The sequence below is a fragment of the Pseudomonas sp. lyk4-TYG-107 genome (genome assembly GCF_030209055.1).
Lineage (GTDB): Bacteria > Pseudomonadota > Gammaproteobacteria > Pseudomonadales > Pseudomonadaceae > Aquipseudomonas > Aquipseudomonas putida_A.
In genome coordinates, this window is the sequence record NZ_JARVST010000006.1 from 379,305 (window position 1) to 404,270 (window position 24,966).

The 24,966-nt window shown below is 60.7% G+C and carries 29 protein-coding genes; 10 read left to right on the forward strand and 19 right to left on the reverse strand.

Annotated features, from left to right (window positions below; genetic code table 11):
• Window positions 1-195: 195 nt before the first annotated feature.
• The 4 genes from QRN61_RS07470 to QRN61_RS07485 all read right to left on the reverse strand — a co-directional run bounded on the left by QRN61_RS07470 (window position 196) and on the right by QRN61_RS07485 (window position 5,176).
• Window positions 196-1,254, reverse strand: a complete 1,059-nt coding sequence (locus QRN61_RS07470; protein WP_027610216.1) for a PA0069 family radical SAM protein — start codon at window positions 1,252-1,254, stop codon at window positions 196-198.
• 74 nt (window positions 1,255-1,328) lie between these two features.
• Window positions 1,329-2,630, reverse strand: coding sequence for a c-type cytochrome (locus tag QRN61_RS07475; protein WP_285373496.1), 1,302 nt, complete (start codon window positions 2,628-2,630; stop codon window positions 1,329-1,331).
• Between the two features lie 12 nt (window positions 2,631-2,642).
• Entirely contained in the window at window positions 2,643-4,427 is a 1,785-nt protein-coding gene (locus QRN61_RS07480; RefSeq protein ID WP_096797309.1) for a GMC family oxidoreductase, read from the reverse strand.
• A gap of 2 nt (window positions 4,428-4,429) precedes the next feature.
• Entirely contained in the window at window positions 4,430-5,176 is a 747-nt protein-coding gene (locus QRN61_RS07485) for a gluconate 2-dehydrogenase subunit 3 family protein (protein WP_183785674.1), read from the reverse strand.
• Window positions 5,177-5,487: 311 nt separating this feature from the next.
• On the opposite strand from QRN61_RS07485, the gene QRN61_RS07490 reads away from it, so the two are divergent.
• Window positions 5,488-6,132, forward strand: a complete 645-nt coding sequence (locus QRN61_RS07490; protein ID WP_096797308.1) for a dual specificity protein phosphatase family protein — start codon at window positions 5,488-5,490, stop codon at window positions 6,130-6,132.
• Between the two features lie 45 nt (window positions 6,133-6,177).
• On the opposite strand, the gene QRN61_RS07495 is transcribed toward QRN61_RS07490, so the two are convergent.
• Window positions 6,178-6,462 (reverse strand): YheV family putative zinc ribbon protein, encoded by a 285-nt coding sequence (locus tag QRN61_RS07495; RefSeq protein ID WP_007962808.1) that lies wholly within the window; start codon window positions 6,460-6,462, stop codon window positions 6,178-6,180.
• Window positions 6,459-8,537, reverse strand: a complete 2,079-nt coding sequence (gene prlC, locus QRN61_RS07500; RefSeq protein ID WP_285373497.1) for an oligopeptidase A — start codon at window positions 8,535-8,537, stop codon at window positions 6,459-6,461. Before prlC ends, QRN61_RS07495 begins: the two co-directional genes overlap by 4 nt.
• 62 nt (window positions 8,538-8,599) lie before the next feature.
• On the opposite strand from prlC, the gene QRN61_RS07505 reads away from it, so the two are divergent.
• Window positions 8,600-9,145, forward strand: coding sequence for a gamma carbonic anhydrase family protein (locus tag QRN61_RS07505; RefSeq protein ID WP_027610210.1), 546 nt, complete (start codon window positions 8,600-8,602; stop codon window positions 9,143-9,145).
• Between the two features lie 28 nt (window positions 9,146-9,173).
• A complete protein-coding gene (locus QRN61_RS07510) occupies window positions 9,174-9,824 on the forward strand; it encodes an HAD family hydrolase (RefSeq protein ID WP_041074751.1) in 651 nt (216 codons plus the stop codon).
• Between the two features lie 109 nt (window positions 9,825-9,933).
• Here QRN61_RS07510 and QRN61_RS07515 read toward each other — a convergent pair whose 3' ends face one another.
• Window positions 9,934-11,010, reverse strand: coding sequence for an aminopeptidase (locus QRN61_RS07515; RefSeq protein WP_285373498.1), 1,077 nt, complete (start codon window positions 11,008-11,010; stop codon window positions 9,934-9,936).
• 58 nt (window positions 11,011-11,068) lie between these two features.
• On the opposite strand from QRN61_RS07515, the gene QRN61_RS07520 reads away from it, so the two are divergent.
• Entirely contained in the window at window positions 11,069-11,491 is a 423-nt protein-coding gene (locus QRN61_RS07520) for a PA0061/PA0062 family lipoprotein (protein ID WP_027610207.1), read from the forward strand.
• 40 nt (window positions 11,492-11,531) lie between these two features.
• The gene (locus tag QRN61_RS07525) at window positions 11,532-11,951 is read left to right on the forward strand and encodes a PA0061/PA0062 family lipoprotein (protein WP_285373499.1); all 420 of its coding nucleotides are present in this window, start codon (window positions 11,532-11,534) and stop codon (window positions 11,949-11,951) included.
• An 8-nt stretch (window positions 11,952-11,959) separates the two neighbouring features.
• On the opposite strand, the gene QRN61_RS07530 is transcribed toward QRN61_RS07525, so the two are convergent.
• Entirely contained in the window at window positions 11,960-12,199 is a 240-nt protein-coding gene (locus QRN61_RS07530; RefSeq protein WP_027610205.1) for a DUF1161 domain-containing protein, read from the reverse strand.
• A gap of 214 nt (window positions 12,200-12,413) precedes the next feature.
• Window positions 12,414-12,845, reverse strand: a complete 432-nt coding sequence (locus QRN61_RS07535) for an OsmC family protein (RefSeq protein ID WP_007962818.1) — start codon at window positions 12,843-12,845, stop codon at window positions 12,414-12,416.
• 241 nt (window positions 12,846-13,086) lie between these two features.
• On the opposite strand from QRN61_RS07535, the gene QRN61_RS07540 reads away from it, so the two are divergent.
• Window positions 13,087-14,088 (forward strand): LLM class flavin-dependent oxidoreductase, encoded by a 1,002-nt coding sequence (locus tag QRN61_RS07540; RefSeq protein ID WP_103368008.1) that lies wholly within the window; start codon window positions 13,087-13,089, stop codon window positions 14,086-14,088.
• A 171-nt stretch (window positions 14,089-14,259) separates the two neighbouring features.
• Here the strand turns inward: QRN61_RS07540 and QRN61_RS07545 are convergent, their stop codons facing one another.
• Complete coding sequence (locus QRN61_RS07545; protein WP_027610202.1) at window positions 14,260-14,481, reverse strand: DUF1161 domain-containing protein; 222 nt, start codon at window positions 14,479-14,481, stop codon at window positions 14,260-14,262.
• A 124-nt stretch (window positions 14,482-14,605) separates the two neighbouring features.
• A complete protein-coding gene (locus QRN61_RS07550; RefSeq protein ID WP_027610201.1) occupies window positions 14,606-14,821 on the reverse strand; it encodes a dodecin in 216 nt (71 codons plus the stop codon).
• Between the two features lie 157 nt (window positions 14,822-14,978).
• Between QRN61_RS07550 and QRN61_RS07555 the strand changes: the two genes are divergently transcribed.
• A complete protein-coding gene (locus QRN61_RS07555) occupies window positions 14,979-15,305 on the forward strand; it encodes an ElaB/YgaM/YqjD family protein (RefSeq protein WP_003220391.1) in 327 nt (108 codons plus the stop codon).
• On the opposite strand, the gene QRN61_RS07560 is transcribed toward QRN61_RS07555, so the two are convergent.
• Window positions 15,278-16,195, reverse strand: coding sequence for a LysR family transcriptional regulator (locus QRN61_RS07560; protein WP_285373500.1), 918 nt, complete (start codon window positions 16,193-16,195; stop codon window positions 15,278-15,280). The two genes, QRN61_RS07555 and QRN61_RS07560, sit on opposite strands and share 28 nt — an antisense overlap.
• Before the next feature lie 114 nt (window positions 16,196-16,309).
• On the opposite strand from QRN61_RS07560, the gene trpB reads away from it, so the two are divergent.
• From trpB to QRN61_RS07575, 3 genes are all read left to right on the forward strand, one after another.
• Entirely contained in the window at window positions 16,310-17,542 is a 1,233-nt protein-coding gene (gene trpB, locus QRN61_RS07565; RefSeq protein WP_041074734.1) for a tryptophan synthase subunit beta, read from the forward strand.
• Complete coding sequence (trpA, locus tag QRN61_RS07570) at window positions 17,542-18,354, forward strand: tryptophan synthase subunit alpha (RefSeq protein WP_096797304.1); 813 nt, start codon at window positions 17,542-17,544, stop codon at window positions 18,352-18,354. The genes trpB and trpA overlap by 1 nt, the downstream gene beginning before the upstream one ends.
• Window positions 18,355-18,475: 121 nt before the next feature.
• Window positions 18,476-18,928, forward strand: coding sequence for an anti-virulence regulator CigR family protein (locus QRN61_RS07575; RefSeq protein ID WP_285373501.1), 453 nt, complete (start codon window positions 18,476-18,478; stop codon window positions 18,926-18,928).
• A 148-nt stretch (window positions 18,929-19,076) separates the two neighbouring features.
• Here the strand turns inward: QRN61_RS07575 and QRN61_RS07580 are convergent, their stop codons facing one another.
• The 7 genes from QRN61_RS07580 to scpC form a co-directional block, all read right to left on the reverse strand.
• Complete coding sequence (locus QRN61_RS07580; RefSeq protein WP_285373502.1) at window positions 19,077-21,038, reverse strand: DUF7844 domain-containing protein; 1,962 nt, start codon at window positions 21,036-21,038, stop codon at window positions 19,077-19,079.
• Window positions 21,035-21,355: a DUF2388 domain-containing protein gene (locus QRN61_RS07585; protein ID WP_007911662.1), complete on the reverse strand. Its 321-nt coding sequence runs from the start codon at window positions 21,353-21,355 to the stop codon at window positions 21,035-21,037. Before QRN61_RS07585 ends, QRN61_RS07580 begins: the two co-directional genes overlap by 4 nt.
• Window positions 21,356-21,397: 42 nt before the next feature.
• Complete coding sequence (locus QRN61_RS07590) at window positions 21,398-21,703, reverse strand: DUF2388 domain-containing protein (protein WP_027610195.1); 306 nt, start codon at window positions 21,701-21,703, stop codon at window positions 21,398-21,400.
• A gap of 108 nt (window positions 21,704-21,811) precedes the next feature.
• Complete coding sequence (locus QRN61_RS07595) at window positions 21,812-22,129, reverse strand: DUF2388 domain-containing protein (protein ID WP_007962831.1); 318 nt, start codon at window positions 22,127-22,129, stop codon at window positions 21,812-21,814.
• A gap of 134 nt (window positions 22,130-22,263) precedes the next feature.
• The gene (locus QRN61_RS07600; protein WP_285373503.1) at window positions 22,264-22,473 is read right to left on the reverse strand and encodes a DUF1127 domain-containing protein; all 210 of its coding nucleotides are present in this window, start codon (window positions 22,471-22,473) and stop codon (window positions 22,264-22,266) included.
• A 255-nt stretch (window positions 22,474-22,728) separates the two neighbouring features.
• Window positions 22,729-22,944: a DUF1127 domain-containing protein gene (locus QRN61_RS07605; protein ID WP_007962833.1), complete on the reverse strand. Its 216-nt coding sequence runs from the start codon at window positions 22,942-22,944 to the stop codon at window positions 22,729-22,731.
• A gap of 320 nt (window positions 22,945-23,264) precedes the next feature.
• On the reverse strand, window positions 23,265-24,758 hold the full coding sequence (gene scpC / locus QRN61_RS07610) for a succinyl-CoA:acetate CoA-transferase ScpC (RefSeq protein WP_027610193.1): 1,494 nt from the start codon (window positions 24,756-24,758) through the stop codon (window positions 23,265-23,267).
• Between the last annotated feature and the right edge of the window lie 208 nt (window positions 24,759-24,966).

Here is a 24,966-nt window from a genome sequence, read left to right on the forward strand (position 1 = left end):
TTCCGGTATGAAGCCAGTGGCTGTTTAAAACATCCGGGTCATCCAGACCCGTCAGTCACTCGATGAACAAGGTAGCCGCCGAAACTTAACTCAAACTGAATCGAGCGCTCTAGAACGTGTGTTCCAGGTCACAAAAAACGTGACTGAGGCATTTCGACGGAAGGATTCCAACCCGGCAACCATAGGCAATTGTCGCTAAATCAACGACATCTGGCGACCCGGCGGACAGAAGGCCGTGCAGTCCAGGTTATAGCCCTCACGGTGGTTTAAACCGAGACGTTTAATGGCTTTGGCGAAACGTTGCGCGAGCAGGTCGGCGAACGGCCCCTCGCCGCGCATCCGCGCACCGAACCGGCTGTCGTAGAGCTCACCACCTCGGCTCTGGCGGATCAGGCTCAGGACATGGGCCGCGCGCTGCGGATAGTGCGCCTGCAACCATTCCTCGAACAACGGCGCCACTTCCAGCGGCAGGCGCAGCATCATGTACGCGGCGCTTTGCGCACCAGCCGCATGGGCTTCGGTCAGCAGGCTTTCGATTTCGCTGTCGTTGATCATCGGGATCATCGGCGAACACAGCACCCCCACCGGAATGCCTGCTTCGCGCATCACCCGGATTGCCCGCAGCCGTGCTTTCGGGGCAGCGGCTCGCGGTTCGAGGATACGTTTGAGTTCATCGTCCAGCGTGGTCAGGCTGATCATCACCGCCACCAGCCGTTGCTGCGCCAGCTCGGTGAGCAGGTCGAGGTCGCGCAGAATCAGCGAACCCTTGGTAACGATGGTCACCGGGTGCCGGTAGCGCAGCAGTACTTCGAGGGTCTGCCGGGTGATCCTGTGCTCGCGCTCGATGGGCTGATACGGATCGGTGTTGGAGCCAAGATTGATCGGCGCGCATTGGTAACCGCGTTTGCTCAACTGTTCCTCAAGCACCTGGGCGGCGTTGGTCTTGGCGATCAGCCGAGTTTCGAAATCCAGCCCCGGCGACATGTCCCAATAGGCGTGGCTGGGTCGCGCGTAGCAATAGATGCAACCGTGCTCGCAGCCGCGATAGGGGTTGATTGAGCGATCGAAGGGCAGGTCTGGCGAGGTGTTGCGGGTGATGATGGTTTTCGCGGTCTCGATCATCACCTCGGTGTTCTGCGTTTCGGGCACTTCCTGATACCAGCCGTCGTCCTCGGCCACCGAACGGTTCGGCGCAAAGCGGTTGTGCGGGTTGGTCGCGGTGCCGCGGCCGCGCGGTGGCAATGGAGTAGACATGAAAACGCCCAGATACTGTGTGCATATACAGTATCTGGGCGTTGCTCATCTGGCTAGTGCCGTCGGGCGACTGGTCAGTTGTGTTGCGTGACCTGACCGAGGTCATCGCCGGAGGTGTGCTTCATATCCTCCTTACGCAACTCGGCGACGTCAGCGGCTTTCACCGGCGCACCTTTGTTGCCCCAGCTGCCACGGATGAAACTCACCACATCCGCCACTTCCTGATCCGACAACCGCCAGGCGAAACCCGGCATGGTGAAGGTCGAGGGTGCCGTGTGCGTCGCCGGCAAGGTACCGCCCTTGAGCACGATGTGGATCAGCGAGGTCGGGTCTTCCGATTGCAGCACCGGATTGCCCGCCAGCGCTGGGAACACCCGGGTGTAGCCATGGCCGTCGGTACGGTGGCAGGCCGCGCAGTTGTCGATGTACACCGCTGCGCCGCGCTGACTGTCGTCGCCGTTCCACAGGGCTTTGGCCGCTTTCTCATCGTACTGATGCGGCTGATCGTTTGGATCAACTGCCGGCAGCGACTTGAGGTAACGAGCAATCGCCGTCAGGTCGGCATCGGTCATGTATTGCATGCTGTGGGTGACCACATCGCTCATGCCGCCGAACACTGCACTGCGGTCGCTGCGGCCGGTCTTGAGGAACTGCACCAACTGCTCTTCGCTCCAGCTGCCCAGGCCATCCTTGTGATCACCGCGCAGACTTTTGGCGATCCAGCCTTCCAGCGGCGCACTGCCGGCGAGGAAGTTGTTGCCGTCCGCCGCGCTCAGGGATTTTTCCTGCATGGTCAGCGCCCGTGGCGTATGGCAGGCGCCGCAATGGCCGAGGCCTTCGACCAGATAGGCGCCACGATCGATCACCGGATCAGCCGAGGTGGTCTTGTAGTCCTCGACTTTCGGCGCAAACAGCCAGCGCCAGCCCATCAGCGGCCAGCGCATGCTCAGCGGCCATGGGATGTCGCTGGCCTTATTCTCCTGGGCCACCGGTTCGACGCCGTGCATGAAGTAAGCGTAAAGCGCCTGCATGTCGGTTTCGCTGACCCGGGCGTAGGACGGATACGGCATTGCCGGGTACAAGGTACTGCCGTTTTTCGCCACGCCATGGCGCACGGCTTTGTCGAAGTCCTCAAAGCTGTAATCGCCGACACCGGTTTTGTCCGGGGTGATGTTGGTCGAGTAGATCGTGCCGATCGGCGTTTCCATCGGCAGGCCGCCGGCGAACGGTTTGCCGCCCTTGGCGGTGTGGCAGGCCACGCAGTCACCGGCGCGGGCGAGGTATTCGCCTTGTTTGATCAACGCCTGATCAACGTCGGCGGCGTGGACAGCCGCGCTGCCGAGCAGCGCCAGGGTGGCGATAACGATATTCTTCATGGTCATCGCTCCTTATGCCTGAACCAGCGGGCCGGGGTTTTTCAGGTACTGCTCGCGGATCGCCTTGGCCGACCAGTAGGTCAACGCCGCCACCAGCCCGGTCGGGTTGTAACCCAAGCCTTGCGGGAACGCCGACGCGCCCGGTACGAAAACGTTGTGCACGTCCCAGCTCTGCAGGTAACGGTTCAGGGCACTCTTCTTCGGATCGGTGCCCATGATTGCGCCACCGTTGAGGTGGGTGGTCTGGTAGGCCGCGGTGTTGAAATGATCACCGACCTGCTTGCCGATCACCGCGATGGCTTTCGGGCCCATGGCTTGAGCGACCTTGCCCATTTTCTCGACCATGAAGCGGTTCATTTTGATGTCGTTTTCCTGCCAGTCGAAGGTCATGCGCAGCAGCGGCAAGCCGTAGGCATCGCGGTACACCGGATCCAGATCGAGGTAGTTGCCACGGTAGGACTGATGCGCGCCGTGGGCATCCATCGACACCTGGTGGGTGTAGTAATCGGCGGTCGCGCGTTTCCACTGGCTGCCCCAGGCCGGGGTGCCGGGCGGGTTTGAGGTGCCGGCAATCGGGCGGCTGCCCGCCTGGTTGACCCACATTGGCGAGCCGCCGACGAAGCCATGCGGGCCGTGGTCGAAGTTGTCGGCGTTGAAATCGTCCAGCGCCACGCCGTTGCCGCCGGCGCCGATGAAGTTGTTGGTGTGGGTGTCCTTGTCAAAGAACGCCTTGATGGTCGCCATGTTCTGGTAGGCGAAGTTACGCCCGACCACGCCTTCGCCGCTGATTGGGTCGTACGGTTTGCCGATGCCCGAGAGCAGCATCAGGCGCACGTTGTGCAGCTGGAAGGCGCCGAGGATCACCAGATCCGCCGGCTGCTCGATCTCGCGGCCCTGGCCGTCGATGTACGTCACGCCGGTGGCCTTGGACTTGGTGCTGTCGAGGTTGACCCGCAGCACATGCGAGTTGGGCCGCAGCTCGAAATTCGGCAGTGGCTTGAGCGCCGGCAGAATGTTCACGTTCGGAGAGGCCTTGGAGTACATGTAGCAAACGTAACCGCTGCAGAACCCGCAGAAGTTGCACGGGCCCATCTGTGCGCCGTAGGGATTGGTGTACGGGCCTGAGGTATTGGCGGAGGGCAGGTTGTAGGGTTTGTAACCGACCTCTGTCGCCGCTTTGCCGAACAGTTGTGCGGAAACGGTGTTCTTCTGCGCTTGCAGCGGGAACGGATTGGAGCGATCCGGTGCGTAAGGGTTACCGCCCTTGCCCTGACCGACCAGTTGGCCCTTCACGGTCCAGGCCTGGCCGGAGGTGCCGAAGACCTTTTCGGCGAAATCGAAGAACGGCTCCAGCTCTTCATAGCTGACGCCGAAGTCCTGGATGGTCATGTCCTTGGGGATAAAACTTTTGCCGTAACGCTCTTCGTAGTGGCTGCGCATGCGTAGCTCGATCGGATCGACGCGAAAGTGCACGCCCGACCAGTGCAAACCGGCGCCGCCGACGCCATTGCCCGGCAGAAACGCACCCAACTGGCGGTTCGGCAGGGCGATGTCGTTGACGCTGTGGCGGATGGTGACGGTTTCTTTCGAGATGTCCTGAAAGAGTTTTTTGCGCACGCTGTAGGTGAGTTCGTCGATCACCTGTGGATAGTTGCCGTCGGGGTAGGTGTCCTGCATCGGCCCGCGCTCCAGCGCCAGCACGTTGAGCCCGGCTTCGGTCAGCTCCTTGGCCATGATCGCGCCAGTCCAGCCGAAACCGACGATCACTGCGTCGACCTTCTTCATTACGGTTGCCATGCTCAAGCCCTCTCGCCGCGAATCGAAACTGCCGGGAAGGGGTATTGCTCGTTGCGTTCCACCCAATCCATGAAATCGGCGCGGGCGCCGGGGAAGCCGATCATGGTCCAGCCAACCATGCCTTTATTGCCGCCGTGGATCGGGTCGCAGAAGAACCCTTCCTTGGTGTTTTGCAGCAGCAGGCTGAAGAAAATCTTCGCTGGAACCGCATCGAACTGTGGTTTGCCGGCTTCGAGCTGCTTGAGCAAATCTTCTCGGGTAGCGCTGTCTTGCTCAGCAAATGTTTTACCGTTGAGGGATTTTGCCCACTGATCCGTGGCAGCGATGCCCAGGCGATAGATCTCTTTTGGCACCAGTTTGCTCTGCCAGCCCATCTCCGGCGCAGCGTCGGCGTTGAACGGACCTTGCATGTACCACAGGGCACCGGCGGCGTACGAGGTGTTCATCTGGCGGTCGATGTATTCCGGCACGCCGGCTTCCAGGGCACCCGGGCCTTGCTCGTCGTTGGGAATCAGGTGTGCCACGGCGGCGTTGATGAAGGCCCATTCCTCGGCGGTGAAATAGCTCGGCTGATAAGCGCTGGCGTCAGCTTTGGCCGGTGTTGCTGCGGGCGTCGACGGGGCCGCTTCAGGCGCCGCTTGCAACACGCTGCTGCCCAGACCGCTACCGGCGAGGGTGACCACGGGAATCAGGGTCAGGGATTTGCGCAAGAACTCACGCCGCGGGTTGTCTCGATCTGCGTCAGACATGGGGGTGCACCTTATCAGGCATTGATGGTTGTCCGCCGTTTCTGCGAACGGCGTGAGCATTTTTTCGTCGCGGCGTGGCCCGGTGGTTGACCGGGAAAAGGGGGACGCCTGCAACATCGTGTGACAAATGGTAGCAGGCTATGCATCGGGTTGAACCGATTCAGCGGAAAAAGCTGCGGTTTTTTTACCTGAGTGCTCAATGAAATCGCACGGATTCACGATTCTTTGACAAGTGCCTCACAGGGCTTTGACCGTCAGACGTGGAAGCTGCGAGGCCTTTCATTGATGAATTCCGATACGGTCAGCCCAGCATGTCTCGAGTGCGCCTTTTCCTTGCTTTGTGTTTGTCGCTTGTTGCCTTGTTGCACTTGATGCCGGCCCAGGCTGACGCCGCTGCAACATCGCGTCCGCCGGAGTGGGCGCAACCGGTTGAAGTGCAGTACAACCTGTTCCAGATGTCGCCAACCCTCTACCGCAGCGCCTTGCCGGATGGCGGCGCAGTGCCGTTGCTGAAGAACCTGAAAGTGGCGACGGTGATCAACTTCCTGCCGGAAGCTGACAGCAGCTGGCTGTCGGAGCCGGGCATCAATCAAGTGCAACTGCCTTATCGCACCAACCATGTCGATGACGCCGATGTGCTCAAGACGCTGCGCGCGATTCAGGCTGCCGAAGCCAATGGCCCGGTGCTGATGCATTGCAAACATGGCTCCGACCGCACCGGCCTGATGGCGGCGATGTACCGGATCGTGGTGCAGGGCTGGAGCAAGGAAGACGCGCTGAACGAAATGACGCAGGGCGGTTTTGGTGAAAGCGGCCATTTCAAGGATGGCGTGCGCTACGTGATGCAGGCCGATGTCGACAAGCTGCGCACCGCGCTGGCCAACGGCGACTGCAGCACCAGTGCCTTTGCCACTTGCTCGATGAAGAGCTGGTTCCAGTCAGTCAACCTAAAGTAAGCCGCACCCTCCACGGCATTGCACCGTGGAGGGTTATTTGCCGGCTCAGTCTTCGGACTTTTTCTTCAGCTTCGGATTCGGGAAGAATTGCACGGCCTGGACGGTCTTGTCCGGCGCCGGCTTGAGCGCGCTGGTATTGACCCGCGTGCCCAGTTCCTTGGGAACCGACAACCCTTGCTCGTTCAATGTATCCGAGTAACCGCAGGCCACACACTCACGGTGCGGCACGCTGTCCTCGTTCCACATCATCAGTTTGTCCGGCTCGCTGCACGCCGGGCAGACAGCCCCGGCGATAAAGCGCTTCTTGGTAATCACAGGTGCCTCACTCATGCTGCTGCGTCCTCACTCAGGCCGCTATGGCGCAAGAGTGCGTCAATCGATGGCTCACGGCCACGGAAGTCGACGAACAGCACCATCGGTGCCTGCGAGCCGCCACGCGCGAGAATCGCTTCGCGGAAGGCGCGACCGGTTTCGGCGTTGAGCACGCCGTCTTCTTCGAACTTGGAGAAGGCATCCGCCGACAGCACTTCCGCCCACTTGTAGCTGTAATAGCCCGCCGCGTAACCGCCGGCGAAGATGTGCGCGAAGCTGTTGGGGAAGCGGTTGTACGCCGGTGGACGCATCACCGACACCTCGTCGCGCACGCCTTCCAGCACTTGCGCCACGCTGCGGCCGTCACCATGGGTGGCGTGCAGTTCGAAGTCGAACAGCGAGAATTCCAGCTGACGGACCATCATCAGCCCGGACTGGAAGTTTTTCGCCGCGAGCATTTTCTCCAGCAGGTCTTGCGGTAGCGGCTCGCCGGTTTCGTAATGACCGGAAATCAGCGCCAGGCCTTCCGGCTCCCAGCACCAGTTTTCCATGAACTGACTTGGCAGCTCGACCGCATCCCACGCCACGCCGTTGATCCCGGAAACACCGGCGTGATCAACGCGGGTCAGCAGGTGATGCAGGCCGTGACCGAATTCGTGGAACAGGGTGGTCACTTCATCGTGGGTCAGCAGCGCAGGCTTGCCGCTGTCGGCCGGGGTGAAGTTGCAGACCAGGTTGGCCACCGGGCTTTGCAGCACGCCGTCGACGGTGCGGCGACGGTCGCGGGCGCCGTCCATCCACGCACCGCCACGCTTGTTGGCGCGGGCGTAGAGGTCAAAGAAGAAGCGCCCGACGTGCTGGCCGTTTTCCTTGATTTCGAACAGGCGCACGTCCGGGTGCCAGGTGTCGAAGCCTTTCAGTTCGGCGATTTCAATGCCGTACAGGCGCTGGACGATAGCGAACAGACCGCCGAGGACTTTATCGATCGGGAAGTACGCACGCAGGGTTTCCTGAGCGACGCTGTAGCGCTGCTCGCGGAGTTTTTCCCCGTAGAAACCGCTGTCCCAGCTTTGCAGATCGGCGCAGCCCTGTTCGGCGGCGTAGGCGCGCAGCTGCTGTAGATCCTGCGCAGCGAACGGCTTGCTGCGTTTGGCCAGGTCGCGCAGGAAGCTCAGCACCTGATCGCTGGACTCGGCCATTTTCGTGGCCAGGCTCAGCTCGGAGAAACTGGCGAAGCCCAAGAGTTTTGCCAGTTCCTGACGCAGGTCGAGGATCTCTTCCATGACCGGGCCGTTGTCGTTCTGCCCGGCGTTCGGGCCTTGGTCCGACGCACGGGTGCAGTAGGCGGCATAGACTTCTTCACGCAGCGCGCGATCCTGGGCGTAGGTCATCACCGCGTAGTAGCTCGGGAATTCCAGGGTGATCAGCCAGCCATCGAGACCTTTGGCCTGCGCGGCGGCAGCCATTTGCGCCTTGGCCGAATCAGTCAGGCCGGCGAGGGCAGCCTCCTCAGTGACGTGCTTGGTCCAGGCTTGCGTGGCGTCGAGCAACTGGTTGGAGAAGCGGCTGCCCAGCTCGGACAGTTTGCTCTGCACTTCGGCGTAGCGCTTCTGTTCGGCTTCCGGCAGGTCGATACCCGACAGACGGAAATCGCGCAGGGCGTGTTCCAGAATGGTTTTTTGCGCCACGTCGAAACCGTCGGCTTCCGGGCTGTTGGCCAGCGCTTCATAGGCCTGAAACAGCTCGCGGTTCTGGCCCATCTCGGTGGAGTAGGCGCTCAGGGCCGGCAGGCACGACTCGTAGGCTTCGCGCAGTTCAGCGCTGTTGCACACGGCATTGAGGTGGCTGACTGGGCTCCAGGCAGCGCCGAGGCGATCGTTGAGTTCGTCCATCGCCAGCACCAGGCCGGTCCAGGTCGGGTTTTGAACCTGGGTCTTGAGAATTTCGGCGATGGCGGCGCGGTTGTCGGCCAGGATCGTTTCGATGGCTGGCAGCACGTGTTCGGCACGGATCGTGGAGAACGGCGGCAGGTCGTAGGACTGCAGAAGAGGGTTGTTCACGCTCACGGTTGGCACCTTGGCTGGAAGAAACATGCGCCCATCTTAATTACAATCGACACTCACCGCAGCTATCGGCGACAGAGAGAGAACTTATCGTGCCCGTTCGCAAGTACCAGAATCACACCCCGCAGCTCGGTCAAGGCGCGTTTGTCGACGCCTCCGCGGTGGTGATCGGCGACGTCGAAATCGGCGAAGACAGCTCCGTGTGGCCGCTGACCGTGATCCGTGGCGACATGCACCGCATCCGTATCGGCGCGCGCACCAGCGTGCAGGACGGCTGCGTGCTGCACATCACCCACGCCGGGCCATTCAACCCGGACGGCTTTCCGCTGCTGATCGGCGATGACGTGACCATCGCCCACAAGGTCATGCTGCATGGCTGCAGCGTTGGCAGCCGCGTGTTGATCGGCATGGGCAGCATCGTCATGGACGGCGCGGTGGTCGAGGACGATGTGATCATCGGCGCCGGCAGCCTGGTGCCGCCGGGCAAGCGCCTGGAAAGCGGTTTCCTCTACGTGGGCAGCCCGGTGAAGCAGATCCGCCCGCTGACCGACAAGGAACAAGCCTTCTTCACCTACAGCGCGGCGAACTACGTGAAGCTCAAGGACCTGCATCTGGCCGAAGGCTACGACCAGCTCTGAATCGACCTACACCTGCTCAGGATTTCTCATGCACTACCAGACCGTACTGTTCGACCTCGATGGCACCCTGACCGACCCGCGTGAGGGCATCACCCGTTCCATCCAGTTCGCTTTGAGCAAACTCGGCATCGACGAGCCGGACCTGAGCAAACTCGAACACTTCATCGGCCCGCCGCTGTTGCAGGCATTCATGCAGTTTTATGGCTTCGACGAGGCCAAGGCCTGGGAGGCGGTAAATTTCTATCGCGAGCGCTTCAAGGTCACCGGCCTGTACGAAAACCGTGTGTTCGATGGCGTCACACCGTTGCTCGAGACCCTGAGCGGGCAAGGGCGACAGCTGTACATCGCGACCTCCAAACCTTGGGAGTTCGCCCGGGAAATCGCCCGGCACTTCGACTTCGCCAAACACTTCAAGGTGATCTACGGCAGTGAGCTGGATGGCACGCGGACCAACAAGGTCGAGCTGATTGCGCACCTGATCGCCGAAGAAGGGCTGGATCCGGCCAATACGCTGATGATCGGCGACCGCAAGCATGATCTGATCGGCGCGCGCAGCAACGGCGTGGACGCGGCGGCAGTGGGCTATGGGTTTGGCAGTTTTGAAGAGTTGAGTGCCGAAGCGCCGGCTTATCACTTTGAGACTTTGGCTGAGTTGCATCAGGCATTTTTGCGGCGCTGATGAAATTGCTTTCGCGAGCAGGCTCGCTCCCACGGGGGATTTTTGTTGCACCCCGCTTCAATGTGGGAGCGAGCCTGCTCGCGAAGAGGCCAGTTCAGCCAATGCGAAATCAGGATTCTGCCAGCGCTCTTAGTGCCGCCTTACGCTCCGCGACAGGTAGCCCGCCCAACTTCTCAACCTCAACATAAAACCGCACCCAATCCCCCCCAACCTGCCTGAACAGTGCCGCAAACGCCGGCACCCACTGGTCATACAGGCCAAACGGCAACAACCGCGCATTGTTCAGCGGCATATTCACCCACGCGTCATAGCGCTTGTCCCCGGCCCACTGGCTGTCGCGCGTCACCCGGTAATCGCGCCGAAACCGCTCGAATTGCGCTGCTTTACGCTCGCGCATCTGCTCGGCCGGCAGCGGCTGGGCGTAAAGCGCTTCAAGCCGCGAGCGCGTTTCCAGCACCAGTTCGATGAACTGATCGCGCTGCTTGAGCCTGGCATCGGTGTCCGGCGGCAGGCCACGAAACGCCCGCCACTGGCGGGTGCCTTCCTGCTCGACAAACGTGGCAAACGACTCATTGAACTCGGTGTCGTCCTTCACATAGAAGCGCTGATGCGCCAGTTCATGAAAGATCAGCGTGGCCAGGCGTTCGTCACCCCAGCCCATCATCGAATTGAGGATCGGGTCATTGAACCAGCCGAGGGTTGAATAGGCCTCGACGCCGCCAATCGCCACGTCCATGCCTTGCAGGCGCTGAATCGCCGCTTCGCCCCGGGCAGCGCTCTGGCTGTAGTAGCCGCGATAGGCCACGCAACCGGCGATCGGGAAGCAATGGTTCTGCGGGGTCAGGGAAAACTCCGGGGTGGCGAACACGTTCCACACCACATACGGCCGGCCGATGTCGGCGTACAGCCGATAGCTCTGGTTGTCCGGCAGGTGCAGCTGTTCGCTGGCGAAGTCCCGGGCCTTTTGCGACTGGGTCAGGTGCGTGCGCAGGGTTGCATCGCGGCTTGGGTCGGCAATCACCTTGGCCACCGGCTCACGCGCTCGCAACAACTGCAACTGACCGCTGGCCAACTGGCTGTAATAGCTGACGCTGGAACAACCGTTGAGCAACAAAAACATCACCCCCGGAAACAAAATCCGAAAAACGCGATCAAGTAACCCATGGCTTGGAAGCGGCCTGCTCAAAATAAAAATCCTTTGGAAAGTCTGCCCGCAAGACTATCCCGCCATTTGGAGCTTCGCTATGCGCATGTTGTTGCTGACAGGAGGCCTGCTGACGCTGGCCGGTTGTGCCGGATTCGGAATGCCCGATCCTGACCCCTCGCAAGCCTGGATTGATCTCGATGCCCGGCAACAGGACACGGCGTTGCAAGCGCTGAAAGTCGATGACAAGGCAACTGTCGACAAACGTTATTTCGAAGTGCAGCCCGGCAGCCATGAGTTGAAGGTGCGTTATCAGTTTCCGGTCGAAGCCACCAACATCGGCCCCGACGCCGAACCGCTGTGGCGCGATTGTCAGTTGAAGGTGAAATTCAAGGACTTCAACGCCGGTCAGCGCTATCAGTTGCAAGCCGGCAGCATCGGTTTTCGGCCGTGGGCCAGGCTTTATGATGAACAGCGCAAAGTCGTAGGGCAGGGCACACCCGCAGGCTGCCAGAAAACCTGATCGGGATTATGCTGGATGTCCAAATCACGGGACATTGATCATGCACAGGTTGACGTTGTTGCTCGCTGCAAGTCTGCTTGCTGGCTGCCAGAGCCCGATGCCGGCAGCCGATCCCGGCAACGCCTGGGTCGACTTTTCGATGCCGACACCCGGCGGTAAGGTGCTGATGGCTGAACGGCTGGACAACGTGCGCCTGCGGGACGGGCGCTTTTTCCAGGTCGCGCCGGGCAGTCATGAGCTGACGGTGCGCTTCGATTTCGAGATCTTCGGTGGCAGCCAGGGCTTGGACACCGACCCGCAGGAACGCCTGTGTTACATGACCGTGCGCTACGATCATTTCGAAGCCGGGCAACGTTACCGACTTGAAGCCCGGTCGCTGGCGTTCACGCCGAGTGCTCGGTTGATCAATCGCCAAGGGCAGATAGTTGCCGAAGAACGCCAGATCAACTGCGTGCCTTGAGCGGACTGTCAGATGTCGTTTTTCTGGTAGACGATCGCTTTTGTGCCGTTTTCGCAGGTGCCGACAACCATCGCCACGTCGTGCTTGTCGGCCTCTTCCTTGCTGACAATTTCCAGTGTGTAAGACGGCACTGCATTCGCCTGGATCTTTACTTCGATCTCTTTCTTCAATTCCTCGCAGTCTTTCGGTGCGGCGAGAACCGTTGTGGCCAGTGCACTGCAAAGAATCGCCAAGCCAATACGTTTCATAGATGAAGCTCCCTGATGCAGCGCGCACGGGCGTGCGCTGAAGCTGCTGTCACTTATTCGACCATATTTTTGCGGGGCAGGTTCTGACTTCGCTCACATCTTCAATAACTGCGCTGATTTGTGGATTACATTCGCGAGCAGGCTCGCTCCCACATTTGAAGTGCATTCCAATGTGGGAGCGAGCCTGCTCGCGAGTGGGTCAGTCAGCGCTGATTCAGCTAACCAGCGAAGCCTCAAGGGTAATCTTCGCATTCAGTACCTTGGACACCGGGCACCCTTCCTTGGCCTTGTTGCTCAGTTCCTCGAACTGCGCCTGAGTAGCGCCCGGGATTTTCGCCTTGAGGATCAACTTGATCGCGGTGATGGCAAAGCCACCCTCGACCTGATCCAAGGTCACTTCAGCCTGGGTGTCGATGCTCTCGGCCTTCAGGCCCGCATCACCGAGAATCATCGAGAACGCCATGGAAAAACAGCCGGCATGCGCCGCGCCGATCAGTTCTTCCGGGTTGGTGCCCTTGCCGCCTTCGAAGCGGGCCTTGAAGCCGTAGGGGGCTTCTCTGAGGACACCGGTTTCAGTGGAGATCGAGCCGATGCCGGTTTTCAGATCGCCTGCCCAATGTGCGGATGCTTTCTTCACGATAGCCATGTCTGCCTCCTCAAGATCTGGCGCGGAACGCCGCGCCGTCGTGGTTTTTGCTTGCAAGGCTTCTGAGGATAGACGTCGGGACAAAGTTCAGCCCGGTTGAATCGTTGACTTTTTTAGTAGGAAATTTCATCGCGGCTATTGAAACTCGGGTATATGCCCTCATTGCATAAAACACGCTTATGGATTGGGCAGGTTTTCGTTCGCAAGAAAAACCTGCCTCCTCATTCGGAGACGCAGGTTTATGAAGCAACTGTCCGACGTAAAGTTTTCCACCCTTGATCTGGTGCCCGTGCGCGAGAACGGCAGCCCGACGCAATCGCTGCGCAACTCGCTGGATCTGGCACAGCATGTCGAGAAACTCGGCTATACCCGCTTCTGGGTCGCCGAACACCACAACATGGACGGCATCGCCAGTTCTGCCACCTCGGTGTTGCTGGGATACTTGGCCGGCGGTACCTCGACGATTCGCGTCGGCTCCGGCGGGGTGATGCTGCCCAACCACGCGCCGCTGGTGATCGCCGAACAGTTCGGCACTCTTGAAAGCCTGTACCCGGGACGCATCGATCTGGGTCTGGGCCGCGCGCCCGGCTCCGACCAGATGACCGCCCGCGCCCTGCGTCGTGAGCGCTCCGGCAGTGCCGATGATTTCCCGGAAGACGTCGCCGAGCTGGCGCGCTTCCTCGGCCCGCGCACCCCGGATCAACGGGTGATCGCCATGCCCGGCACCGGCACCAACGTGCCGATCTGGTTGCTCGGTTCCAGCCTGTTCAGCGCGCAGCTGGCCGGTGAGCGTGGTTTGCCCTACGCCTTCGCCTCGCACTTCGCCCCGCGCTTCATGCACGAGGCGATTCGCGTCTACCGCAACCACTTTAAGCCGTCGGCAGTGCTCGATAAACCGTACGTGATGCTCGGGGTGCCGTTGGTGGCGGCCGATACCGATGAGCAGGCCGACTACCTGGCGACCTCGGTGTACCAGCGAATTCTCGCGCTGATGCGTGGGCAGAGTCTGGTGCAACGTCCGCCGGTGAAAACCATGGACGGCCTGTGGCTGCCGCATGAGCGCGAGGCGGTGGGAGATTTCCTCGGTCTGGCGATGGTCGGCAGCCCGCAGAAGATCCGTGCGAAGCTGGAGGTGCTGGTCGAGCAGACCCAGGCCGATGAGCTGATTTTCACCTGCGATCTGTATGAGCATGCCGATCGCCTGCATTCCTATGAGTTGCTGGCCCAAGTCATGAAGGGCTGACTCTGGAATACGGCTTCTGTGGGAGCGGGCTTGCTCGCGAAGACGGAGTGTCAGACACCCTGGATGTCGGCTGACATAACGCTTTCGCGAGCAAGCCCGCTCCCACATTGGGAACCAGTGGCCCACAAAAAAGCCGACGCCTTCGCGTCGGCTTTTGCATTTCAATCGCGATCACCCGCGTTTGTAGACGATTTCCTTGGTGCCGCCTTCACAAGTGCCCACAACTTTTCCGCCATTGGCTCCCTTGTCGACAACCTCCAGCGAATACCCTGCAACGCCCTTGGCATCCAGCTTCGCTGCAATCTCGCCTTTCAGCTCTTCACAAGGCTTGCCAGCAGCAAACGCGCCACCCGCAAGGCTCAACAAACCTACTGCCAATATGAACTTCTTCATCGGTCGCACTCCCTGGTCGGATTAAAAGAGGTGGGCATCAGGTCTCCCGATGCACTCACCTTGTAGCGCTTTGCCATTCCTATGGCACTCGGCCAGCGCGCAAGTTCAGAAGCGTAGCCCAAACTCAGCTGCTGGCAATCCGGAAGCCGACTTTGAGTGTGACCTGGAAATGCGCAGCCTTGCCGTCCTTGATGTGGCCTCGGGTCTCGACCACTTCAAACCATTCCAGATGTTTGATGCTCTTGTTGGCTTCGGCCAACGCGTTGTTGATGGCGTCTTCGATGCTGCTGGTGGACGAGCCGACCAGCTCGACTTTCTTGTACGTATGATGGTCACTCATGGCGATCTCCTGGATGTGTGGATTTGAGACTAGCAGTGAATCTGCACTGTTGATTTCGGCGGCTCAATGCAAGCGAAGTTCAGATTTTCTGCACTTTCTCAAACCGCTGAAGTCCCAACCAACACACGCCACTCATCACCAATGCAGGAGAGCCACCATGGCCAACACCTCTTTACGTAAAGCCTCGTTGCAAAGCATGGAAGCCGAGATCGAGAGTCTGCTCAAATCGTTGGAAAGCCTGAAGGACGACGCGTCCGACGAGTCGCGCAAGACCCTCAAGGCGCTCAAGAGCAACGCTGAAAGCGCGCTGAAACATTCGCGCAGCCTGCTCAGCGATGCCTATGAAGAAGTTAAAGTGAAAACACGCGAGACCGGCATCGCCACCCGCGATTACGCTCAGGAACACCCTTGGACCACCGCCGGTGTGGCGGTCGGTGCAATCGGTCTGCTGGCTGCTTATTTGCTGTTCAAGCGCGGCGAGTGATCCGTCTGGCGCAGCTCATTCTTGAGCCATTGCGCCAGTTGCCGGGCGCGTCCGTCTGCGGCGCGCTTGGGTAGCCACAACGCCAGTTGCGCCGGGGTTTCGCAAAAGCCCCACGGCGCAACCAGGCGACCGGCCTTCAAGTCCTCGGCCACCAGCGGCTCTGGCGCGATTGCCACGCCGAGTCCGGCCACTGCGGCTTCCAGCAGATAATACAAATGCTCAAAACCTTGCCCCAACTTCAACGCCTTGGCGTCGAGGTGATTTTGCTGTGCCCAACTCGGCCAGGCTTGTGGGCGCGATGTGGTGTGCAGCAGCGGCTCGCTGAGCAAGGCTGACGCCGGCGCCGCTTGCAGGCGTTGGTAGCCGCTGAACAGCGGGCTCATCACCGGGCCGATGCGTTCTGCGGCCAGTTCGTAGACCTGCATGTCTGCCGGCCATGGCGGCTCGGCGAACAGCAGCAAGGCATCGAGTCCAGGGCGCCGTGGATCGAGATCACCTTCACCCGCTGACAAGTGCAGACGCAAGTCCGGCAGATCGGCGTTGAGCCGCCCCAGGCGTGGGATGAACCAGCGCGCCAACAGACTGCCGGAGCAGCCGAGCACAAACGGCGCGTCAGCGGTGCTTTGCGTCAGCTCGGCACACACACTGCGCAAGCGATCGAAGGCCTCACCGCTGGCATCTCGCAGACGAACACCGGCATCTGTGAGTTTCAAGCCGCGACCATCCTTGACGAACAGGCTCACGCCCAGATGCTCTTCGAGCGCTTTGAGCTGACGGCTGACTGCACCATGAGTGACGTGCAGCTGTTCGGCCGCCTGACTGACGCTGTTAAGCCGGGCGGTGGCTTCGAACGCGCGCAAGGCGTTCAGCGGGGGAAGGTCGTGGCTCATGGTATCTGTGAGTTTTCCTGACAGGTTGTGGCGATCTTATCGGTTTTCAGCCTGGGAGGTCAGGGGTAGAGTGGACGCCATTGTCTTCTCACCCGAATTCACCTGGAGCACATCATGACCCAGACTTCGAACACCTCCAACCTGCGTAGCGGGCCTGACGATAACGGCCTGTTCGGCGCGTTTGGTGGCCGCTACGTGGCGGAAACCCTGATGCCGTTGATCCTCGATCTGGCCCGCGAATACGAGGCGGCCAAGGAAGATCCGGCGTTCAAGGAAGAGCTGGCCTACTTCCAGCGTGACTATGTCGGTCGTCCGAGCCCGCTGTACTTCGCCGAGCGTCTGACCGAGTTCTGCGGCGGCGCGAAGATCTACCTCAAACGCGAAGAGCTGAACCACACCGGCGCGCACAAGATCAACAATTGCATCGGCCAGATCCTGCTGGCGCGGCGCATGGGCAAGAAACGCATCATCGCCGAGACCGGTGCCGGCATGCACGGCGTTGCGACTGCCACCGTGGCCGCACGTTTCGGTCTGGACTGCGTGATCTACATGGGCACCACGGACATCGAACGTCAGCAGGCCAACGTGTTCCGCATGAAGCTGCTGGGCGCCGAAGTGATTCCGGTGGTGGCCGGCACCGGCACCCTGAAAGACGCGATGAACGAAGCGCTGCGTGACTGGGTGACAAACGTCGACAGCACCTTCTACCTGATCGGCACCGTGGCCGGCCCGCACCCGTACCCAGCCATGGTGCGCGACTTCCAGGCGGTGATCGGCAAGGAGACCCGCGAGCAGCTGCAAGCTCAGGAAGGTCGTCTGCCGGACAGCCTGGTGGCGTGCATCGGTGGCGGTTCCAACGCCATGGGCTTGTTCCACCCGTTCCTTGACGACCAGAGCGTCGAGATCATCGGCGTCGAAGCGGCCGGTTACGGCATCGAAACCGGCAAGCACGCGGCGAGCCTCAATGGCGGCGTACCGGGTGTGCTGCACGGCAACCGTACCTTCCTGCTGCAGGACGACGATGGCCAGATCATCGACGCCCACTCGATTTCCGCCGGCCTCGACTATCCCGGCATCGGCCCTGAGCACGCCTGGTTGCATGACATCGGCCGCGTCCAGTACACCTCGGTCACCGACGACGAAGCCCTCGCTGCGTTCCACCAGTGCTGCCGCCTCGAAGGCATCATCCCGGCGCTGGAAAGCGCCCATGCGTTGGCTGAAGTGTTCAAACGCGCACCGAAACTGCCGAAGGATCACCTGATGGTGGTCAACCTCTCCGGCCGTGGCGACAAAGACATGCAGACCGTCATGCATCACATGGAACAGTCGAAGCAGGAGAAACACTGATGAGCCGCCTGCAAACCCGTTTTGCCGACCTCAAGCAACAGAATCGCGCCGCGCTGGTGACCTTCGTCACCGCCGGTGATCCGGACTACGACACCTCGCTGGCGATCCTCAAAGGTTTGCCCGGCGCTGGCGCCGACGTGATCGAGTTGGGCATGCCGTTCACCGACCCGATGGCCGATGGTCCGGCGATTCAACTGGCGAACATCCGTGCCTTGGGCGCCAAGCAGAATCTGGCGAAAACCCTGCAAATGGTTCGCGAGTTCCGCGAAGGCAACAGCGACACGCCGCTGGTGCTGATGGGCTACTTCAACCCGATTCACATGTATGGCGTTGGGCGTTTTATCGCTGATGCCAAGGAAGCGGGCGTCGACGGTCTGATCGTGGTCGACATGCCGCCAGAGCACAATAATGAACTGTGCGACCCGGCACAGGCTGCAGGTCTGGACTTCATCCGCCTGACCACCCCGACCACTGATGATGCGCGTCTGCCGAAAGTGCTCAATGGCAGCTCGGGCTTCGTTTACTACGTGTCGGTGGCCGGTGTGACCGGTGCCGGTGCGGCGACTCTGGAACACGTCGAAGAGGCGGTCACCCGTTTGCGTCGCCACACTGACCTGCCGATCAGCATCGGTTTCGGTATTCGTACTCCGGAGCAGGCGGCGTCCATCGCTCGTTTGGCGGACGGGGTGGTGGTGGGTTCGGCACTGATCGATCACATCGCCAATGCGACCACGCCGGCCCAGGCTGTCGATGGCGTGCTGGGTCTGTGCAAGGCGCTGTCCGAGGGCGTGCGTCAGGCCCGCGTCAGCTGAAGGTAAAGTTCCTGATACAGAGGAATTAGCGCCTCACATCACGGCCTAATTGAGCAAGACCGAGGGATTCAGAACCACGTTCTGAATCCCTTTTTGCTGTTGGTGCAGTGAGGAAGACTTGATGAAAATGCCGAAACGTCTGATTGCCGGACTGGGCGTGCTGATGCTCAGCGCGACGCCGCTGCTGGCCAGCGCTGATCCACGCGATGATCCACGCGATGATCATGACCACGGCGGCCCGCAGCAGGGCCACTACGACAACCGTGGTGACGATCACCGTGGCCCGCAGAACGACCACCGTGGCGGCCCGCCGCGCGATTTCGGCCCGGTGCGCCAGACTATTCGCGACAATCATGGCTACTTCGTGCGCGGTGCACCGCCACCGCCGGGCATTCGTCTGGAACGTGGCCGGCCGTTGCCGCACGGTTATTACGGCGAGCGGCTGGACGGTCGGGCACTGAGTCGTTTGCCGGTGTATCCGGGTTATGAATGGCGCCGCGCTGGGGGCGATATCGTGCTGATCGCGGTGGGTACCGGGATCGTTTACGAAATTCTGGATGGTGTTTTGTACTGATTTGGCACGATCATCTGTGGCGAGGGAGCTTGCTCCCGTTGGGGCGCGGAGCAGCCCTGAAAATTCGGCATTCAACCGATTCACGACTGCTGCGCAGCCGAGCGGGAGCAAGCTCCCTCGCCACAAGATTCAGTTCCAGTTTTCTGTCTCAGGGTAGCTCCAGTCCGCCGGACGCCTTGTGCAGTTTGCGCAGATGCTCGCCGATCTGCTTCACGTTGGCTTCGCTGGCGGCAATTTCGGCCGCTCGCTTGGGTTCCAGCAACTTGCGCACTTCCTTGTCCAGATCGCCGCTCAGCGCCAGCAGTTGTTTCTGGCGTTGGGCGCTTTCGTCCTGCAGGCGCTTGAACTCGCTTGGTTGCGGCAGCCCGTAGCCACGGCTGTCGAGCAGTTCTGCCGGACGACTGAGGAAGCCGCTGTTGGCGAGAATTTCCTGCAGGGTGGCGTTGGCCTTGTCCATGCCGCCGTTTTCCAGCTCCCGAGCGCCGAGGTAACGCTGCTTGACCTCGTCCTGGGCCAGCAGCAACTGACGGCGATAGCTCGCCTGTTCCAGCAGGAGCAATGCAGCGCTGGTGCGCAGGTCTGCACGTTCGAACCACTGGCGACGTTCCTCGGCAGACAGCGATAGCCAATCTTCGACGCTGGTTTGCTTGATCGGCAGCTGCTTTTTCAACACATCGAACATCGCCTGATAGCGATCGCGGAACGAGTCGAAGCGATAACCCAGGCGCAGCGCTTCCTTGGGATTGTCGAGCACGCTGGTGTCGGCCAGCCCCCGGCCTTTGAGCACTTCGAGCAAGCCGTTGGGCATGATGCTGTCGAGGCCGACGAGTTGCTTGTTGTTGCTGCCGCTGCGCAGCAATTTCAGGCCTTCCACCGCGCAGTTGTTCGACAGGAAGAAGTAGTTGCCGTCATAACTCCAGTGCATTTCGGCAGCGTGTTCGACCACGCCTTCGATCTCGTCGCGTGACAGATTCAATGGCACCGAGGCGAGGCTGCGCAATTCAGTCTTGGTGTATTCGTCGATGACCTGCGCAAGCGGCAGGACGAACAGGCGTGACGGATATTTGCCGACCAGTCCGTCCCAGCTCGACAACTGCACGTCGCCGACAAAGGCGCGGTAGGACAGCACCAGGTGCTGGTCGAGGTCGAGCCGGCAATCCGGGCCCCGTGGTCGACCCGGTGCGCAGATCACCAGGCGCAGCATGCTGTGGCCCCAGCGGCTGACCCAATTCTGGTTGGCTTCAGCCAGCAGATAATCGACGGCATACACTCGCTCCGGGTCGACCTGGCCCAAGGGCTGTTTGGCGAAGTCGTTGCCGGCGTTGAGAAAGGCGAAGGTATTGCTGCAGGTGTCCTTGGCCGGTGGTGCCCAGCCGAAGCGCGCCTTGTAGTAGCGATAGAGCGTCGGACGGCGGCAGGCATAGCTCGGGTCGAGGAGGAAATACTCCATGTTGACCGCGACAAACTCTTTCGGACTGGAGATTTCGTACAGGTCCGGACTGCGGGCCACCTGACGGTTGTGCTGTTCACGCTCGCCGCGGCGCCCGACGTACTGTTGCCAGCCGGCGAGATCTAGCAGACGTGGATCATCGCTGAGGGTAAAGCGGCGCTCGGTCTGGCCTCGGCACTCGTCGGGAATGCCGACCAGGCCGGCGCTGTTGCTGCGGCGAGTGCAGCGCTGGATCAGCGTGCGTTCGGCGGCGGGCCACAGACGCGCGCGATCGTAAATGTGGGTGAGTTCGTGCAGCACCGTTGCCAGCAGTTCCTGACGCACCGTGCCGTGGGGGCGATTGGTTTTCTCGTTGGCCGCGCTGCCGTCGGTGAGGCCGGCGAGCAGTTTGCGGTTCAGGTCGAGCTCGGCAACCAGGGTCGCCTGGCCGTAGGCGTTACCGGGCATGTCGTCGGTCCAGCCGACATCGATGCGCCGGTCCAGTTGTTCGACGAAGCTGGGTGGCAACTTGTGCATGGCTTCATCGAGCAGCGCCTGGCTGGCCTGCTGCTGAGCGGGGCTCAGGCCGTCGGTCTTGAGCCGCAATTGCAGGCTGGCGTGGGCGCTGTTGCCAAGCAGCAACAACGCCCCGGCCAGTAGCCAGGCGCCAAGTGACTTCACAGGGCGAGGATGGCTTCGGCGAGCACCTGATCACTGGCGTCGCGGGCTTCCGGCACGCGCGTGCGCAAGGTGTTGAGGGCGGCTTCCAGGTGCGCACCGCGGATATCGCCGTTGGTGGCAACGAAGCTGGCCGCATCGTCGTGGGCTTCGCGGATGATTTTCGAATCGCGAATCGACGTCGTGGTATCGGAGGTGAAATCGATGGTGCGCTGGGAGGCACGAACGATGATGTTACTGGTGGCTACCAGGGTGTGTGCCTGGGCCACATCGGCCAACAAAAACAGGCCAAGGGCGGCAGCAATCAGCGGGCTACGCATGGAACGACTCCGGAGGGCAATGTTAACGAGGGATCATGATAACTATTGGACGAGAATTGCCTGTGCCAGTTCAAGGTCGCTGACATGAAGTTTTGGTCGGGATTTGCGCAAGTAATGCAGGGCGGATTCGAGCTGCGCGCCGCGCAATTGACCGTCACTGGCAACAAACGCCGCCGCGTCATCGTGAGCGGCGATGATCAGTTTACGGTCGAACGGTGCGGAAGACACCATTCCGGTCGCCCAAACGCTGACCACGGTGTTTTGTGTGGATACATCAAAGGCATCGACCGAGGTCGCCCAGAAGGCACTGACCAATACGCAAGGGAAAAGCAGTCTGAATAAACGCATGAGACTCGGTAACGGTTAACGAGCTTCAAGGCTAGCGCAAATGCCCGGGCCAGAGCCAGCGGCGAAACATCGGGACACGACTGGCGTGCCCCGTGCTGCAACGGCGGATCAGATCGCGAGGATGGCTTGCGCCAGTTGGAAGTCGGTCGCGTTCAGCTGCGGTGCCTGATGGCGGATCAGGTCGAGGGCGCTTTCCAGTTTCACGCCACGGATCTGGCCTTCACTGGCGACGAAGCTGGCAGCGTCGTCACGGGCGGCGATCACGACTTTGTTGTCACGCAGCGAAGAGCTGACATCGGAGGTGGCGTCCGAGGAGGATTTCAGCGCGCCAACCACGGCGTCGGTGGTCACAATGAAGCTGGAGGCACTGGCGTTGGCAGCCACGGCCAGCAAGGCGGCAGCGCTGAGCAGGCGAAGACGGGACATGGTGGATCTCCTGATAGTAAACCGTATTGAGAGGTGGCTTGTGTCTGATGAGTCAGACGCGGGTTACAGAAGATTCGCCACGTTCTGGCGTGGATATTAGGCCTGCGCGTGAGGTTCGGACAGTGGGCAGAATGCTAGCGCCAGAATGGGTTCTCCAGTTCTCTGAGCCGATCGGCATGGCTGAGGCCCAGATCCGCTAGGTCGCGCTGGTCCAGTTGAGCCAGCAGGCGCCGCGTCCTGGCGCGCTCCAGTCCTTGCCACAGGGGGCGAAACAAGCGCCGCAACGGGTGCGAGTGAGCGCGGGGTAGAGTCGAAGCTGTCGAAACATCCTGTAAGCCTTTCATGGCGTTTTCCTTAAACCGAGGAGGGTTAAGGAAATGCTGCGCCCGATGCAGTTTGGCGAGCAGATACACTCATGAAAAATTGTACTGGTTCAGATTTTGTTTATTGAGAACTGTACCTGTACTTTGATTATTCTGCTGTACGGGCATTTTCGAACCCTGAAACGACAAAACCCGTCGCGGTTTCCCGCGACGGGTCTTGTGTGTTCAATTCGGGTTGCTGGCGGTGGGTCTGACGACCAGAGCCAGCGACGCTACTTAGCGCCAGAACGGCTTGCTCAGCTCTTCGTAGCGTTGTGCTTCGCTGATACCGGCGTCAGCCAGCAGACGCGAATCCAGACGAGCCAGTTGGTGGCGGCTGGAGATGCGGCGCTGCCACAACATCAGGTTGGCGATAACGCGCAGAGGCAGGGAAGCCTGGTTTTTTGCAGCTTTGTCTTCGAAGAACAGTTCGGAACTGAGTGTACGTTCCATGGTTGACATCCTTCCGCTTGTGGCGGGATCAGGTAGTGGTTTAACTGGTGCCCATGATCCTCTCGTTTGCCTAGTCTCTCTAGATACAGTTCAACTGTATTGTGAGTGACCAGTTAACTGTTTATAGGGGGTGTACGGGTCGAAATTGAGCAAACTGTACCTGTTGGCACTAATGTGGTGCGTTTTTGCTCAATTCGAGGAAGGAGGTAGGCAAAATCTGTAGGAAACAACCGGTACAGCAGTACAGTTTTTGCCAGATGTGGCGGGTTAAAAAATCCGCTGACACAAACTGTGTTTGCATCAGCGGTTTGACTGTGTGATTACACCGCGAGCATGCGTCCGGTTTCTTCCAGGTTGATGTGCCAGCTCAGGGCTTCTCGCAGGATGTGCGGGGTGTGGCCACCGATGGCGCACGCTGCGGTGAAGTAGTCGTTCAGCGCCTGGCGATAGTCCGGGTGCACACAGTTGTCGATGATCACCCGGGCGCGCTCGCGCGGGGCCAGGCCGCGCAGGTCGGCCAGGCCGATTTCGGTCACCAGGATGTCGACGTCATGCTCGGTGTGGTCAACGTGGCTGACCATCGGCACCACGCTGGAAATTGCGCCGCCCTTGGCGATCGACTTGGTCACGAACACCGCGAGGTGCGCGTTGCGCGCGAAGTCGCCCGAGCCACCAATGCCGTTCATCATCCGCGTGCCGCAGACATGGGTGGAGTTGACGTTGCCGTAGATGTCGAACTCCAGCGCAGTGTTGATGCCGATGATACCCAGACGACGCACTACTTCCGGGTGGTTGGAGATTTCCTGCGGGCGCAGCACCAGTTTGTCCTTGTACTTCTCCAGGTTGCCGAACACGTCGCTGTTGCGCCGCTCCGACAAAGTGATCGAGCTGCCCGACGCAAAGCTCAGCTTGCCGGCGTCGATCAGGTCGAAGGTCGAGTCCTGCAGCACTTCGGAGTACATGGTCAGGTCTTCGAACGGCGAATCGATCAGGCCGCACATCACCGCGTTGGCGATGTTGCCGATCCCGGCCTGCAACGGGCCGAGCTTGTTGGTCATGCGCCCGGCATTGACTTCCTGCTTGAAGAAGGTGATCAGGTGCTCGGCGATGGCATTGGTGTCGACATCCGGGGTCGACACCGTGGACGGCGAATCCGCCTGCTGAGTGATGACGATGGCGACAATCTTCTCCGGCGGGATCGGGATCGCGGTGCTGCCGATGCGATCGTCGACTTTCACCAGCGGGATCGGCGTGCGCGTCGGGCGATAGGTCGGGATATAGATGTCATGCAGGCCTTCGAGGTTGGCGTTGTGCGCCAGGTTGATCTCGACAATCACCTGCTTGGCGAAAATCGCGAAGCTCGCCGAGTTGCCCACCGAGGTGGTCGGCACGATGTGGCCTTGCTCGGTGATGGCCACGGCTTCGATCACCGCGATGTCCGGCAGCTTCAGTTGCTGGTTGCGCAGTTGCTCGACGGTTTCCGACAGGTGCTGGTCGATGAACATCACTTCGCCGGCGTTGATTGCCTTGCGCAAGGTGCTATCGACCTGGAACGGCATGCGCCGCGACAACACGCCGGCCTCGGTCAGTTGCTTGTCGAGGTCGTTGCCCAGGCTCGCGCCGGTCATCAGGCTGATCTTCAGCGGCGTGACCTTGGCTCGCTCGGCCAGTGCGTGAGGGACAGCTTTGGCTTCGCCCGCGCGGGTGAAGCCGCTCATGCCGACGGTCATGCCGTCTTCAATCAGCGCGGCGGCGTCGGCGGCGCTCATCACTTTATCCAACAACGAAGGCAGGCGAATACGGTCACGGTACATGGATTATTTCTCGGGAAGCGAGTAGCAGGATGCGCAGTCTAGTGAATTTCGCGGGCGCCTGTCCCGCTACCAAGGTCGCAAACGAGGCGTCTATTTAGCGGGTTTGAAGTAAAACACCGTTACCGGATCTGCAACAACGCGGCAAATTGTCCGACGCTGTGCGCAAACAAAAACGCCCCGACAAGTCGGGGCGTCCGGTGCAGCTGCG

Excerpts from the sequence above, each read along its gene's own strand:
- QRN61_RS07470 (WP_027610216.1), bottom strand. The coding sequence starts at position 1,254 with ATGTCTACTCCATTGCCACCGCGCGGCCGCGGCACCGCGACCAACCCG.
- QRN61_RS07475 (WP_285373496.1), bottom strand. The coding sequence starts at position 2,630 with ATGAAGAATATCGTTATCGCCACCCTGGCGCTGCTCGGCAGCGCGGCT.
- QRN61_RS07480 (WP_096797309.1), bottom strand. The coding sequence starts at position 4,427 with ATGGCAACCGTAATGAAGAAGGTCGACGCAGTGATCGTCGGTTTCGGC.
- QRN61_RS07485 (WP_183785674.1), bottom strand. The coding sequence starts at position 5,176 with ATGTCTGACGCAGATCGAGACAACCCGCGGCGTGAGTTCTTGCGCAAA.
- QRN61_RS07490 (WP_096797308.1), top strand. The coding sequence starts at position 5,488 with ATGTCTCGAGTGCGCCTTTTCCTTGCTTTGTGTTTGTCGCTTGTTGCC.
- QRN61_RS07495 (WP_007962808.1), bottom strand. The coding sequence starts at position 6,462 with ATGAGTGAGGCACCTGTGATTACCAAGAAGCGCTTTATCGCCGGGGCT.
- prlC (WP_285373497.1), bottom strand. The coding sequence starts at position 8,537 with ATGTTTCTTCCAGCCAAGGTGCCAACCGTGAGCGTGAACAACCCTCTT.
- QRN61_RS07510 (WP_041074751.1), top strand. The coding sequence starts at position 9,174 with ATGCACTACCAGACCGTACTGTTCGACCTCGATGGCACCCTGACCGAC.
- QRN61_RS07520 (WP_027610207.1), top strand. The coding sequence starts at position 11,069 with ATGCGCATGTTGTTGCTGACAGGAGGCCTGCTGACGCTGGCCGGTTGT.
- QRN61_RS07525 (WP_285373499.1), top strand. The coding sequence starts at position 11,532 with ATGCACAGGTTGACGTTGTTGCTCGCTGCAAGTCTGCTTGCTGGCTGC.
- QRN61_RS07530 (WP_027610205.1), bottom strand. The coding sequence starts at position 12,199 with ATGAAACGTATTGGCTTGGCGATTCTTTGCAGTGCACTGGCCACAACG.
- QRN61_RS07535 (WP_007962818.1), bottom strand. The coding sequence starts at position 12,845 with ATGGCTATCGTGAAGAAAGCATCCGCACATTGGGCAGGCGATCTGAAA.
- QRN61_RS07540 (WP_103368008.1), top strand. The coding sequence starts at position 13,087 with ATGAAGCAACTGTCCGACGTAAAGTTTTCCACCCTTGATCTGGTGCCC.
- QRN61_RS07545 (WP_027610202.1), bottom strand. The coding sequence starts at position 14,481 with ATGAAGAAGTTCATATTGGCAGTAGGTTTGTTGAGCCTTGCGGGTGGC.
- QRN61_RS07550 (WP_027610201.1), bottom strand. The coding sequence starts at position 14,821 with ATGAGTGACCATCATACGTACAAGAAAGTCGAGCTGGTCGGCTCGTCC.
- QRN61_RS07555 (WP_003220391.1), top strand. The coding sequence starts at position 14,979 with ATGGCCAACACCTCTTTACGTAAAGCCTCGTTGCAAAGCATGGAAGCC.
- QRN61_RS07560 (WP_285373500.1), bottom strand. The coding sequence starts at position 16,195 with ATGAGCCACGACCTTCCCCCGCTGAACGCCTTGCGCGCGTTCGAAGCC.
- trpB (WP_041074734.1), top strand. The coding sequence starts at position 16,310 with ATGACCCAGACTTCGAACACCTCCAACCTGCGTAGCGGGCCTGACGAT.
- trpA (WP_096797304.1), top strand. The coding sequence starts at position 17,542 with ATGAGCCGCCTGCAAACCCGTTTTGCCGACCTCAAGCAACAGAATCGC.
- QRN61_RS07575 (WP_285373501.1), top strand. The coding sequence starts at position 18,476 with ATGAAAATGCCGAAACGTCTGATTGCCGGACTGGGCGTGCTGATGCTC.
- QRN61_RS07585 (WP_007911662.1), bottom strand. The coding sequence starts at position 21,355 with ATGCGTAGCCCGCTGATTGCTGCCGCCCTTGGCCTGTTTTTGTTGGCC.
- QRN61_RS07590 (WP_027610195.1), bottom strand. The coding sequence starts at position 21,703 with ATGCGTTTATTCAGACTGCTTTTCCCTTGCGTATTGGTCAGTGCCTTC.
- QRN61_RS07595 (WP_007962831.1), bottom strand. The coding sequence starts at position 22,129 with ATGTCCCGTCTTCGCCTGCTCAGCGCTGCCGCCTTGCTGGCCGTGGCT.
- QRN61_RS07600 (WP_285373503.1), bottom strand. The coding sequence starts at position 22,473 with ATGAAAGGCTTACAGGATGTTTCGACAGCTTCGACTCTACCCCGCGCT.
- QRN61_RS07605 (WP_007962833.1), bottom strand. The coding sequence starts at position 22,944 with ATGGAACGTACACTCAGTTCCGAACTGTTCTTCGAAGACAAAGCTGCA.
- scpC (WP_027610193.1), bottom strand. The coding sequence starts at position 24,758 with ATGTACCGTGACCGTATTCGCCTGCCTTCGTTGTTGGATAAAGTGATG.